The sequence below is a fragment of the Celerinatantimonas marina genome (assembly GCF_046054165.1).
In the GTDB taxonomy this organism is placed as follows: domain Bacteria; phylum Pseudomonadota; class Gammaproteobacteria; order Enterobacterales; family Celerinatantimonadaceae; genus Celerinatantimonas.
Genome location: NZ_JBFNXK010000018.1, coordinates 45,667 through 59,231, shown reverse-complemented (window position 1 = coordinate 59,231; position 13,565 = coordinate 45,667). Strand labels below are relative to the sequence as shown.

Here is a 13,565-nt window from a genome sequence, read left to right as displayed (position 1 = left end):
TTTATTATGGATGGTTTTTAGAACCGCTGAAATATTTATTTATCATATCGAGATAGTTGAATATGACATAGAATAGCGAATCCGGTTTTATTTAAAATATGTTACGTTATCACTCTTGTTTGTTGATGATTGAGCGCTTTATCTGATCGCCTATATAGGAATAACGCTTTGAAGTTATCAAATAAATTTATTTTATTTATTGTGATCTGTGTCGTCACGGCTGTAGGGCTGGTCGGTACTGGTGGAGCGTTAACATTTCGAAAATTAGGCTATGATCAACAAGCCTATAAAATTGCGGCGATTGTACAGTTGTTGGACAGTCAGTTGGATGTTCAACCCGATACCCCGGAATTCTCTCAGTGGCTGCCGAATTGGCTCAGAGCGCAGCAGATTATCCGGATGGATCTGAGTAATCAGGGCGGAACTGTTTATACTTTCCGGGATATTCGGCATCACGATAACTTTGAGCATTTGGTCAAATATCATTACCCCTTGAAATCTCATGTTAATTTTGAGATTACCTTATGGGTGGAACCGCCTTTCACACGTCTGAGTTATACCCCTGATGCGATGAGTTATATGTTGTTGGGGTTAATTACCGTTGCGATTGGTTTGTGGGTGAGTATTCAGTGGTTACGCCGAGCTTTTCAGGGAGCTGAACGGCTGGAACTGCGAGGACGGCGAATTTTGGGTGGACATCTGGATACGGCTGTGAAGCCCTATTCTGGGGAATGGCCGCACAGTGCCAGCCGGGCGATTAGTCAGTTGTTACTCCAGTTAGAGGATGCGCGTCAGGATCGCGCTCGGTTTGACCGCATGATCCGGGAAAATGCGTTCGTGGATGAATTGACCGGATTAGCGAATCTGACCCACTTTAGTAATCGTCTGGAGACGGAGATGCTCGATATTGATGCCAATATTGGAGCTGTTTTTCTGATCCAGTTTAAGATTATGGATGATATTAATTATCTGCATTCTCGTTCTGCGGGGGATTTGTTGTTGCAGCAAGGGGCGCAATTGCTGAATAACTATGCGCGGAAGAATCCGGATGCTGTGGTGGGGCGAGTTGATGGTGATTGTTTTGCATTGCTGGTCCCTCAGGTCACGATGACTCAAGCCGAAGAAATCGCTTCGACATTATTGCGGCAACTGGAAAAAATTCCATTACCGGAAGGTCTCAATGGCGATGATAGTTTCGTCATCGGGATTGCGGGTTATCAGTTCGGAGATGCTCCTGAAGATGTCATCCATCAGGTGGATGATGCACTACGGATCGCCCGGCAACAACGAGGTAATTGTTGGTATCTGGTTGCGGATCGGGAATTTAAAGCCAGTTATGTCGGACAAGGCTCAGTTCGTTGGCGGACGATGCTGGAGATGGCATTGAAGGAGCAACGGGTATCCTATTTTGAACAACCTATCGTCGCCAGTAATCGAAAACCTTATGCGATCGAGTTATTGGCCCGGATCCGCGATGGTGAACAGTGGCTGACGGCCGGGGTATTTTGGCCTTGGGTTGAACGCTGTGGTTTGGTGCGTCAATTTGACTTGCTGGCGATTGATCGAGCCTTAGAGCGCCTGGAAACCAGTCGTCTGGCGGTGAGTATTAATCTGGATGTCTCGACATTGCAGGATCGTGCGGTGATTCGGCGACTCGTTTATTGGGCGATGGAAACTAATCCACGTCAGGCCAGTCGCCTAATTATTGAATTAAAAGAGCAGCAGGTGGCTTTTTTAGGGAGTCGACAACAAGCGCGTATTAATGCTCTTCGGGATAAAGGCATTTTGATCGCCATTGACCGGGCCGGACAAAGTGTGCTTAATACGCAATATATTAATGACCTGCGGCCGGCATATGTCAAATTACATCCTAGCTTGGTTCGTGAATTATATCAGCGGCAGGTTAATCGTTTGGCGATTAGTAGTATTTTGGCCAGTGCTGAAGGAAAAGCCAAAGTGGTCGCGGTTGGGGTTGAATCCGCTCAGGATTGGCGGGTGTTACAGCGATTAGGCGTGAGTGCGGGACAAGGGCTTTGGTTTGCAGCGCCTGCACCTTATCAGGCTTCTTGATCTGTTCCGGAACCTTTTATTTTCGGGTCGGTCGAAGAAGTATTATTTTTTAACTGCTTGTTAGGGATTGTCCGCTTTAATAATAGAGTAGACTTGAGATAGGAACTAATCATTTCAAAGGGATTAAACAGAAATGTTCATCACTTTCCATTGTTGTCAAGTGGCGCTTGCCCTATGCTTTGAGCGTTGGTAAAGTTATGCGCATTCATATATATTCCATTCCCAACAGTTTCAGGATTTTATCTAGCAATGTTTAAAAAGCTAAGAGGCATTTTCTCTAATGATTTATCAATCGATTTGGGAACGGCCAACACCCTTATTTATGTAAAAGATCAGGGCATCGTCCTCAATGAACCTTCCGTAGTCGCTATTCGCCAGGAACGCGCAGGAAGCCCCAAAAGTGTGGCGGCGGTCGGTCATGCAGCCAAACAGATGCTGGGGCGAACTCCGGGAAACATATCTGCGATTCGTCCGATGAAAGATGGTGTGATTGCCGACTTTTATGTCACCGAAAAGATGTTGCAGTATTTTATTAAGCAGGTTCATGAAAATAACTTTTTGCGACCTAGCCCGCGGGTTTTGGTGTGTGTCCCATGTGGATCAACCCAGGTTGAACGCCGGGCCATTCGGGAATCTGCGTTAGGGGCTGGTGCCCGGGAAGTTTATTTGATCGATGAACCGATGGCTGCTGCGATTGGTGCCGGACTCCCGGTCTCTGAAGCCACCGGATCAATGGTGGTCGATATCGGTGGTGGAACAACTGAAGTCGCTATCATTTCGTTAAATGGAGTTGTTTATTCGTCATCGGTGCGTATTGGTGGGGATAAATTTGACGATGCGATCATTAACTATGTTCGCCGCAATTACGGAAGTTTGATTGGTGAAGCCACAGCTGAGCGGATTAAACACGTGATTGGTTCGGCTTATCCAGGCGATGAAGTTAAAGAGATCGAGGTGCGTGGTCGTAACCTGGCCGAAGGGGTTCCACGGAGTTTCACTCTTAATTCCAACGAGATCTTAGAAGCGTTGCAAGAGCCGCTTTCAGGTATTGTCAGTGCCGTGATGGTCGCGCTTGAACAGTCGCCACCAGAGCTGGCTTCGGATATTTCAGAACGAGGAATGGTTTTGACCGGAGGGGGCGCTTTGGTTAAAGATCTGGATCGCCTGTTGATGGAAGAAACTGGAATTCCGGTCGTTATTGCTGATGATCCGTTAACCTGTGTCGCGCGTGGCGGAGGTAAGGCATTGGAAATGATCGATATGCATGGTGGTGATCTGTTCCAGTATGAATAAGCTCCGGCTTCAATCGGAGAAGGTGTAATCCCCATGAAGCCAATGTTTGGTAAAGGGCCATCGTTACAATTGCGGTTATTACTGGCATTTATTGTTGCGGTGGCTTTAATTTCTGCCGATACGAAATTACTTTATTTCGCCAAAGTTCGTCCTTATTTAGCTTCGATCGTAAGTCCGCTGCAGTTTGCAGCGAATTTACCTCGAGAAATAATGGATACCGTCTCTCAGCAATGGGTTTCTTCTAGAGCCTTGCTTTCTGAAAATATGCAGTTGCGTCAGCGGTTGCGTGAGCAGCAGGCGCAGTTGTTGATCCTTGATCACCTGCGTAAAGAGAATGCTCAGTTGCGGGCATTGTTGGATTCGCCGGTGCGCCACTTCGGTCGGCGGATGGTCACCGAGATTTTGGCCGTTGATTCTGATCCGTTTTCTCAGCAGGTTGTGATTAATAAAGGCAGTCAGGATGGGGTCTATGAAGGGCAACCCGTGATTAATGATCGGGGAATTGTTGGCTTGATCCTGCATGTGGCTCGAAATAGCAGTCGGGTGCTCTTAATTAGTGACAGTTCTAGTGCTATTCCGGTTCGGGTGGTTAGAAATGACATTCGGGCGATTGCTGAAGGGGATGGTGAGGTCGACCGGCTGCAGGTACCGAATGTTCCCCGTAGTACGGATATTCAGATCGGAGATGAGCTGGTAACCTCCGGATTAGGTGGGCGTTTTCCTGAAGGGTATCCGGTCGCGGTTGTAACCCAGTTTGATTATCAGGAGGGTAAACCGTTTGCCACGATCAGTGCTAAACCGATCGTGAATTTAGACCGATTACGTTATCTGTTGTTGTTATGGCCAGATCAGGATACTCAGACACATACGGTCACGCCACAGGAGAATTCAAAGTGAGTCGTTCGATTGGATTCTTGATGGGGATCCTCAGTTTTATTTTTGCTCTGATTTTGCAAATATTACCGCTTCCGGAGCAAGTGGCGGCTTTTCGTCCTGATTGGGTGGTTGCCGTATTGATATACTGGTGTATGGCGCTCCCCCATCGTTTTAGCATCGGGACTGCATTTATCTGTGGGTTACTCCTCGATTTATTACTAGGCTCGACTCTAGGGGTTCGAGCCTTGGCTTTATCGTTGATTGCATATGTGACGGTGGTGAATTATGTTCGCATGCGTAATTTGTCGTTGTGGCAGCAAGCGGTTGTGGTGGGTGTGCTCGTGGTTATCTGCAAGTCTGCTGTGTTTTGGATTGAATATGTGCTGAAAGGGGTTGAATTTCCGACGGGATATTTTTATCCCGCATTGACCACCATGGTGATCTGGCCCTGGATTTATCTGTTGCTGCGAAAAATCCGTTGTTATTTCAAGTTGGAGTAACTAGATGGATTTTTATTTGGCATCAGCCTCTCCTCGACGGTTTCAATTGCTTTCTCTACTGGATTATCAGTTTTGTCAGGTGAACGGGCAGATCGATGAGTCAGTACATCCCGAAGAAGACGCGGTCGCGTATGTGCAGCGGATGGCTTTGGAAAAAGCCATCGCCGGACAGCAAAATGCTCCGGAATCATTACCGGTTTTAGGTGCGGATACGACCATCAGCTATTGTGGAAGTATTTTAGGCAAACCGAAAGATGAGGTTGACAGTATCCGAATGTTGAGTTTGCTAAGTGGACAGACCCATCAGGTACTGACCGCTGTTGCGGTGGTTTGCGGGGGAATTCAGCAGCAGTGTTTAGTCACGACGGATGTCACAATGCGAACGATTTCAACTGCTGAAATGAAAGATTACTGGAACAGCGGGGAGCCGGTTGATAAAGCTGGCAGTTATGCGATTCAGGGGATTGGTGGTAAATTTATAACATCAATTCATGGAAGTTATAGCTCGGTGGTTGGCTTGCCGCTCGTTGAGAGTGAGTCATTACTGAAACGGTTTTTATAAGCCACGCGGAGCTTGAGGAGTGAAAATGCCGGCAGAGTTATTGATCAATGTTACCCCTACAGAAACTCGAATCGCGTTGGTCGAGACCGGGATCTTGCAGGAAATCCACATTGAGCGAGAAGCCAAACGGGGCATTGTCGGTAATATTTATAAAGGAAAAGTAAGCCGAGTGCTTCCAGGAATGCAGGCAGCCTTTGTGGATATCGGATTAGATAAAGCCGCTTTTTTGCATGCCTCTGATATTGTGCCGCATACCGAATGTGTGGATATTCAGGAACAGGCTAATTTTCAGGCGGGTAATATCGCCTCACTGGTTCGGCAAGGCCAAGATATTATGGTGCAGGTCGTGAAGGATCCGATTGGAACCAAAGGGGCTCGATTGACCACGGATATCACCTTGCCATCCCGCTATCTGGTGTTTATGCCGGGCAGCGCACATGTTGGCGTTTCTCAACGGATCGAAGATGAAGAGGCCCGTGAACGGCTGAAGAATATCGCCAGTGACTATATTGATGAATTAGGTGGATTTATTATCCGCACCGCCGCAGAAGTCGTCGGTGAAGAGGAATTGCGTCAAGATGCTGAATTTCTAAAACGAGTCTGGCGTAAGGTACTGCAACGAAAAGAAAAATATACGAGCTGCAGTATGCTGTATGAAGATTTGTCACTGGCATTGCGTACAGTTCGTGATTTTGTGGGAACCAAATTGGATCGGATCCGAGTTGATTCTCGCTATACCTTTGATGAGATGCGTTCTTTTTGTCAGGAATTTGTGCCTGAGTTTGCTGAAATTCTCGAATATTACTCGGCGGATCGTCCTATTTTTGATCTGCATGATATTGAAAATGAAATCCAGCGGGCTTTGCAGCGGCGGGTCGATTTGAAATCAGGTGGCTATCTGATTATTGATCAAACCGAGGCGATGACCACCATCGATATTAATACCGGGGCTTTTGTCGGGCATCGGAATCTGGAAGAAACTATTTTTAATACCAATATTGAAGCGACTCAGGCGATAGCGCGTCAGCTTCGACTGCGAAACTTAGGCGGCATTATTATTATTGATTTTATTGATATGTTGCACCAAGAGCATCGGTTGCGCGTTTTGCAAAGTTTGGAACAAGCTCTGTCCAGTGATCGAGCCAAAACTAATATTAGTGGATTTTCTCAACTTGGTTTAGTGGAGATGACCCGGAAAAGAACACGTGAAAGTATTGAACATATTCTATGTGGAACTTGTCCAACTTGTTTAGGGCGAGGAACAGTAAAAACCGTAGAAACGGTTTGTTTTGAAATTTTGAGAGAGATTATGCGTGTGAACCGGGCTTATGATGCTGATAATTTTATCGTATATGCGTCGCCAGCAGTGGCTGAAATGCTAATGGGCGATGAATCGCATAGCTTAGCTGAATTAGAAGTGTTTATGGGTAAACCGGTGAAAGTTCAGACTGAGATGATGTATAACCAGGAACAGTTTGATGTGGTACTGATGTAATATGGTGCATCTTTTCCGGCGATTAGCACACCACTGTTGGCTTACTATTGCCGCTGTTGTCATTTTGGTAGCCATCGCTATTAGTGTGATTCGGGGCGCTTTTATTTATGCCAATGATTATCGAAATCCGCTGACCCAATGGATCTTGGGCAGTTCTGCCTCTCAAGTTCATATTAATGGCCTCAGTGCCAGACTCGTTAACTTTCGACCGGTTCTGGTATTAAAACAAGTCCAGTATCAGCCGAAAGGCAATGAATCTTTTCGGTTACGCAGTGAATCTGTGCTTGTCGGATTGGATCTGTGGGATTCTATTAAGCGATGGACGCTGGTGTTTCAGGATGTTCAGCTCGAAGGCGTCGATTTGACGATTCCTTGGATGACACCGGTCAAAACGGATACGTCCAGTGTTGCATCCCAGCAAATTCCGCAAATTTTCAGTGAGTTATTCTTAAAAAAACTGGATCATTTTCAAATTCAACAGGCACAGATCCACTTTTTGTTGCCCCGAAAGAAACAACATACGGTTTATATTGATTCGATGCGTTGGAGTAATCAGGTGTTGACGCATCGAGGAGAAGGCACCGCTTACCTGCCGATTGCTGGCGCTGAGAGAAGTCGGATTCATTTCGCGATTCAGTTTCAAGGTGATCGTAATCGCGTTGATTTATTGAACATGCCCGGACAATTTTATGCATCAGCAGAACATCTGGAGTTGTCCCATGTTGGTGATGTTGTCCATTCCCCTGTCCTTAAAAAATTAAAAACGGATCTTAATTTTCAGGTCTGGGGGGATTTTGGCGGCCATCGTTCTTCTCTCTGGCAACTTTACTGGCAGCCAAGCCAGTTAGATTGGTCCGATACTCAGGATCATGTCCATCAGCTCAAAATTGAGCAAGGTGCTCTGATCCTCCGTCAGCATGCCGATTATTATCAGCTGGATAGTGATCAATTAAGTCTGGTGACCGATCATCACTCTTGGGGAGCGATTCAGCTTCAGGGCGTGTTGCAAAATGATCAGTTATCTGGATACCTAAATCAACTTCCTTTAGCTCAGAGTTTGCCGCTATTGTCGCTGTTACCCACGCTGGAACAGCACCGTTTACCCGTTGTGCAGCAAGGCAGTTTGCAAGATATCCAGTTCCATTATCGTCTTGATCAACCCCGATTTGATTATCAGGCATCGTTACATCATTTAGTCTCTACCGCCACAGGAGCTATTCCGGGGGTGGATGGCCTCGATGCTAAAATTAGCGGTGATCAGCAGGGTTTAGATTTTTCCTTGCAGATGCAGCAGGGCGAAGTTCGATTTGATGGTACATTTGAGAAAAATTGGCCGGTGGATTTACTAACGGCTCAGGGACATGTGGATTGGCAATCGCAACTGTCTATTGGATTTGATCAGTTCCGGATGGATAGTCCGTTGTTACAGGTGAATGCTCAGGCTCGCTTAGACTGGTTGGCTCAGCAATCGCTGCCGTGGTTAAGTCTGTACGGTGAAGTTCAGTTGCCGGATGCCGGGAATGCCTATCGTTTTTACCCACATCCTGTGATGCCCGATAAAGTGGCTGATTATTTGAAACAAGCAATTCAAGGCGGTCAGGCTAAAAATGCCAAGATCTTGTGGTATGGGGCGTTACATCAATACCCTTATCGCCAGCATGATGGAATTTTTCAGGCTTATGTGCCATTAACGAAAACCACGTTTAAATTCCAGCCGGATTGGTCTGCGTTACATGATATGCAATTGGATCTGTTGTTTCAGAATGATTCGCTGCATATGCAGAGTCATCAGGCTTATTTAGGGGATGCGCCGGTTGCAAATATTCAGGCTGATATTGCACAGTTAAATGGCCGCCGTCCGCTAACGGTTGATGCCACGATCAAATCGCCTGCTGGAGCTGTCCATCAATATTTGGAGGGGACTCCTATCTCTGGGCTGGCGAATACGATGAAAACGTTGCCGATCTCTCAGGGAACATTGTCCGGCCGATTGTATCTTAATATCCCGCTGAATGGTGAGGCGGTGGCTGTCAATGGTCGGGTTAATTTTGAGCAAAATCAGGTTCGGATGCCTGCCATTGGATTACAGCTCGATCAGGTGACGGGCCAACTTGCATTTCGTCAGGCAGAGCTAACTGCATGGGGATTACAAGGGTATTGGAAAGGGCACCCGATTGCATTCAGCTTTGAAACGCAGCAGCTTCCGGATCATTATCAGGTTGGGATCGATCTGAATGGTTTATGGAATATGCGTCAGCTTCGAAAATCATTGGGTCAGCCGCGTTGGTTAGATCCGGTTGATGGGCAACTGAATTGGCAAGGTCGGATTAACATTAAACTTCAGGAAGCGGATCAGTTTAGTTATAACGCTAAATTTGAGTCTAATTTAAAACAACTGAATGTGAATTTACCAAAACCGCTGGCTAAATCTGGAGATCAGGCTTGGCCGACCCGGCTTTATGTGAGTGGAAATGCCACTCAAGGGGATGGATTTGTTGGGATCCAGGATCGGGTGTTTGATCGCTTCCAGTATTCAACGCAGCACCAGTTTGCCTTTCAGTCGATGCGGTTGAACATCGGAGATGCAACATCGCTGCGTAATTTAGCTCGGCAGTTGCCCAGTAGCGGATTATCCGTAGGGGTCGATTTGCCGGATCTAGAACTGCAACCGTGGCTGAAGCAAGCGCTGACTTGGGTTTCTCCATCCGTTGCCGTTAAGTCGTCTGCGAGTCCTGCGTTGTCATTACCAATGTTGAAGTTGGATAGTGTGGATTTGAATGTCAATCGGCTCATGGCATACCAGCAGCCGATCGATCAGCTTAAATTAAGTTACCGTTCGGTTGGTCATATCTGGCAGGCGAGTAGCCCGCAGTTACAGGGACAATTTGTTCAGCCTTCGAAAGTAAGTCTTCAGAGTCCCTGGAAGCTGAATGTGCAACGGGCGGATTTGCCCAAATTGGATTTAGATGCGCTTAAACAAACTTTTTTGGAGTTTTATCCAGAATCCCCTAAATCAAGTTCATCTGTAGCGAAAGGCAATGCCGCGGGAGGAACTGATATACCCGCGCTCCAGATCGATTGTCAATCCTGTACTCTGGGGCGGTTCCAGATCGGTTCGCTCAGTGCATGGTTTCCTTTTGAATCGCACCAACTTCATGATGGTTATATTCGCATCCGGGGGGCCGGTGATTTTAAATTTGATTCACAGTTGAATTGGAATCAACCGGGACAACCAGGACTATCGGCGACCACCGGGACGTTTTCGACTAAAAATACCGGCGATCTTTTAAAATCACTGGGTTTTGGGAGCTCGGTGGAACAGAGTCCGCTCAAAGGTGCTTTCCAGTTAAACTGGCATGATGCGATTTATCATTTCGATAAATCCAGCTTGAGTGGCAACATCTCCTGGAAAGCGGGTGAGGGTGTTTTAACTGAATTGAGCGATAAGGGAACCCGGCTCTTTACGTTGGCCAGTCTGGATACGATTCGGCGTCGTTTGATGCTGGATTTTCGGGATATCTTTGACAAAGGCCTCTATTTTAATTCAGCTCAGGCGAAAGTAACGATTCATAATGGCGTGATCAATAACGATGATTTTGTGATGGATGGTGTGGCCGGGAATATTAAAGGGCACGGCCAAGCTAATTTGAATACGGAGCAGCTCGATTATAATGTTAGTTTTGCTCCGAAATTGACATCTAGCTTACCGGTGCTGACGGCTTTTGCCGTGACGCCAGTCACTGGCGTGGCCGTGTTGGCATTGTCTAAATTGCTGGAGCCTGCGATTGAGGTGATCTCTCAGGTCGATTTTCATATTAAAGGCTCTTTCGATCATCCAGAGCTGGTTGAAGAAGGTCGTGAGAAGAAAAAAATCAAGATCCCCAAAAATCTTCGACAAGGGAAGCATAAATGAGTGATGGCCAATGGCGATTAGGGGCGTTGCAGATGACCTCTGGGGAGCATGTTGCAGCTAACTTGGACCAGATTGAGCAAATTTTAGCGGATACTCCGCCTGAGCCGGGAGATTTGATACTACTGCCCGAAAATTTTGCGGCGTTGGGCCCGGGGTGTGATTATCGGAAGATTGCTGAAAAACCGGGAGAGGGCGTGATTCAGCAGCGCTTGATGCAGCTAGCCCAAAAGTATCAGATTACATTGGTGGGTGGGAGTTTACCTACCTGGGTCACTGGAGAGACTCGGTGTCGGGCCACGAGTGTTGCTTTTGATGCACAGGGGCAATTGTGCGGCCATTATCATAAATTGCATTTGTTTGACGTAGAAGTGAGCGATCCAATTGGTCACTATCAGGAATCGGCTAAATTTATTGCAGGAACAGAGCCAAAGTGGTTTACCCATCAGTCGATTCGCGTTGGTATGTCCATCTGTTTTGACCTGCGCTTTAGTTATCTGTATCACTGGCTGCGAGCACAGGGCTGCCAAATCTTGTTGGTCCCAGCCGCTTTTACGGAGCACACCGGTCAGGCGCATTGGTTGACACTCCTTAAAGCTCGGGCTATTGAACAGCAGTGTTATATCGTGGCGGCTGCACAGGTTGGCGATCATGGCCATGGGCGAGTTACGTGGGGTCATTCTTGTATTATTGATCCTTGGGGAAAGGTTGTAAGTGGATTAGAGCAGCAACCCGGGATCTGTTATGGTACGTTTGATGGTAAACTTATACGATCACTGCGGCAGCGTATGCCTTTGCAAGCGAATTCCCATCTGCAGATCAGCTGGAGTAACTAACTACAATGTCTTTTGAACAGGTTCATCAATCATTACTGGCACCAGCCGGAATTGAATTATCGTCATTACAGCAAGCGTTAAGTGTTTTAAGTGGCTCGGATATCGATCAAGCCGATCTCTATTTTCAACATAGCCGCCATGAGTCATGGGTTTTAGAAGATGGCATTGTGAAAGATGGCAGTTTTAATATCGAACAAGGCGTCGGTGTTCGCTCGATTGCAGGTGAAAAGACCGGGTTTGCCTATTCTGATGATATTAATCAGAAAGCCTTGTTAGAGGCTTGTCAGGCCGCGCGGAGTATCAGTCGTAGCCAAGGGGAAGGCCAAGTTAAGATCGCGACGCCACAGCAGATTCAAGCGCTATATAGTGGTGAAAATCCGATTCAGAGCTTGGATAAGCAACAGAAAATCGCTTTGCTTGAACAGGCCGATCGATTTGCTCGTAGTCTGGATCCGGCTATCACCCAGGTGATTGTTAGTTTGAGTGCGGTCTATGAGCAGGTTTTGATCGCCGGTTTGGATGGTACATTAACCGCGGATATCCGGCCCTTAGTACGATTTAATTGTAGCGTGCTGGCGGAACGAAAAGGCCGTCGTGAACGCGGAAGTGCCGGTGGCGGTGGCCGTTTTGATTATACAGCCTTTATGGAACAACATGAGGGCGAAATGCGGGCGATGGGTTATGTCCGCGAAGCGGTACGACAGGCGCTGGTGAATCTGGACGCGGTGGATGCTCCGGCTGGAATGATGCCAGTGGTACTCGGGGCCGGTTGGCCTGGGGTTCTATTGCATGAAGCGGTTGGTCACGGCTTGGAAGGGGACTTTAATCGTAAAGGCTCTTCGGCATTTAGTGGTCGAATCGGCCAAAAAGTTGCTTCTGATCTGTGTACGATTGTCGATGACGGGACGCTGGCTAACCGCCGTGGTTCGCTGAGCGTCGACGATGAAGGCACGCCAACGCAGTACAATGTGCTGATTGAGAAAGGTATCTTGCGCGGATACATGCAGGATAAACTGAATGCTCGGTTAATGGGGGTTGCTCCAACCGGGAATGGCCGTCGGGAATCTTATGCCAATGTCCCCATGCCGCGAATGACCAATACTTATATGCTGGCGGGTGAAAGTGATCCTGAAGAAATGATTGCGTCGGTGAAACGGGGAATTTATGCGCCTAACTTCGGCGGTGGGCAGGTGGATATCACCTCTGGTAAATTTGTGTTTTCCGCTTCGGAAGCTTATTTGATTGAAGATGGTAAAATCACAGCACCGATTAAAGGCGCAACTTTGATTGGTAATGGCCCTGAAGCAATGTCACAAGTTTCGATGGTGGGCAATGATCTACAGTTGGACGCAGGTGTTGGTGTTTGTGGCAAAGATGGACAGAGTGTCCCAGTCGGGGTCGGTCAGCCGACCTTAAAACTGGACGAGCTGACCGTAGGTGGGACGGCGTAATAATCTAGGGGCGGATTAATCGTCCGCCTCATGGATGTTTTCCCGTAAGTAACGAAATAGCTCCCGGGATGATTTTGGGGGAGTGTTTTCAGCAAGCTCTTTTTTAGCCTGACGGATCAGTTGCCTGAGTTTCTGTCGTTCTAAAAATGGATGCGCATCGAGTAGCGACTGGATTTGCGCTTCGCTGTCTTGGCTCTGGATCAGTTTATCCCGAAGCATCTCCAACTTGTGCTGGCGTTGATTTTCATAAAGATGGCGGTTTCTGATTTTATCCAGAGCCGCTTCTATAGCTTCAAGATCTTCTTCCCGCATCAATTTGCCAATATAGTTCATGTGGCGGCGCAGTGCTTCTCGCTTATTGCTAATGCGTTTAGCTAGGGCTACCGCATCCAACATGGCTTCACTTAACGGGATGGTGGCCAGACGTTCAGCATTCAGTTGGCAGATTTCTTGGCCAAGGACTTTGAGCTGCTGGGCTTCTCGTTTTAGCTGGCTTTTGCTGATCCAATCATCATCATCATCTTGCCAGTTATTAGGGGTTTCGCTCATAACGACTCATCTGTGTTTTACAA

Annotated in this window: 10 protein-coding genes; 9 read left to right on the top strand and 1 reads right to left on the bottom strand. The window is 47.3% G+C overall.

Annotated elements, in window-relative coordinates:
• The first annotated feature begins 168 nt into the window (after positions 1–168).
• The 9 genes from ABUE20_RS16605 (at position 169) to tldD (ending at position 12,993) form a co-directional block, all read left to right on the top strand.
• Positions 169–2,070 (top strand): EAL domain-containing protein, encoded by a 1,902-nt coding sequence (locus tag ABUE20_RS16605; RefSeq protein WP_408621068.1) that lies wholly within the window; start codon positions 169–171, stop codon positions 2,068–2,070.
• Between the two features lie 249 nt (positions 2,071–2,319).
• The gene (locus ABUE20_RS16600) at positions 2,320–3,363 is read left to right on the top strand and encodes a rod shape-determining protein (RefSeq protein ID WP_408621067.1); all 1,044 of its coding nucleotides are present in this window, start codon (positions 2,320–2,322) and stop codon (positions 3,361–3,363) included.
• Positions 3,364–3,396: 33 nt separating this feature from the next.
• Positions 3,397–4,260: a rod shape-determining protein MreC gene (gene mreC, locus ABUE20_RS16595; protein WP_408621066.1), complete on the top strand. Its 864-nt coding sequence runs from the start codon at positions 3,397–3,399 to the stop codon at positions 4,258–4,260.
• Positions 4,261–4,280: 20 nt separating this feature from the next.
• Positions 4,281–4,739: a rod shape-determining protein MreD gene (gene mreD, locus ABUE20_RS16590; protein ID WP_408621111.1), complete on the top strand. Its 459-nt coding sequence runs from the start codon at positions 4,281–4,283 to the stop codon at positions 4,737–4,739.
• A 4-nt stretch (positions 4,740–4,743) separates the two neighbouring features.
• The gene (locus ABUE20_RS16585; protein ID WP_408621065.1) at positions 4,744–5,301 is read left to right on the top strand and encodes a Maf family protein; all 558 of its coding nucleotides are present in this window, start codon (positions 4,744–4,746) and stop codon (positions 5,299–5,301) included.
• A 25-nt stretch (positions 5,302–5,326) separates the two neighbouring features.
• Positions 5,327–6,796 carry a ribonuclease G gene (gene rng, locus ABUE20_RS16580; RefSeq protein ID WP_408621064.1) on the top strand — a complete coding sequence of 490 codons (1,470 nt, stop codon included), beginning with the start codon at positions 5,327–5,329 and terminating at the stop codon, positions 6,794–6,796.
• A gap of 1 nt (position 6,797) precedes the next feature.
• On the top strand, positions 6,798–10,709 hold the full coding sequence (locus ABUE20_RS16575) for a YhdP family protein (RefSeq protein ID WP_408621063.1): 3,912 nt from the start codon (positions 6,798–6,800) through the stop codon (positions 10,707–10,709).
• Entirely contained in the window at positions 10,706–11,542 is an 837-nt protein-coding gene (locus ABUE20_RS16570; RefSeq protein WP_408621062.1) for a carbon-nitrogen hydrolase family protein, read from the top strand. The genes ABUE20_RS16575 and ABUE20_RS16570 overlap by 4 nt, the downstream gene beginning before the upstream one ends.
• 5 nt (positions 11,543–11,547) lie before the next feature.
• A complete protein-coding gene (gene tldD, locus ABUE20_RS16565) occupies positions 11,548–12,993 on the top strand; it encodes a metalloprotease TldD (protein ID WP_408621061.1) in 1,446 nt (481 codons plus the stop codon).
• Between the two features lie 15 nt (positions 12,994–13,008).
• On the opposite strand, the gene yjgA is transcribed toward tldD, so the two are convergent.
• Positions 13,009–13,542, bottom strand: coding sequence for a ribosome biogenesis factor YjgA (gene yjgA, locus ABUE20_RS16560; RefSeq protein ID WP_408621060.1), 534 nt, complete (start codon positions 13,540–13,542; stop codon positions 13,009–13,011).
• Positions 13,543–13,565 lie beyond the last annotated feature (23 nt).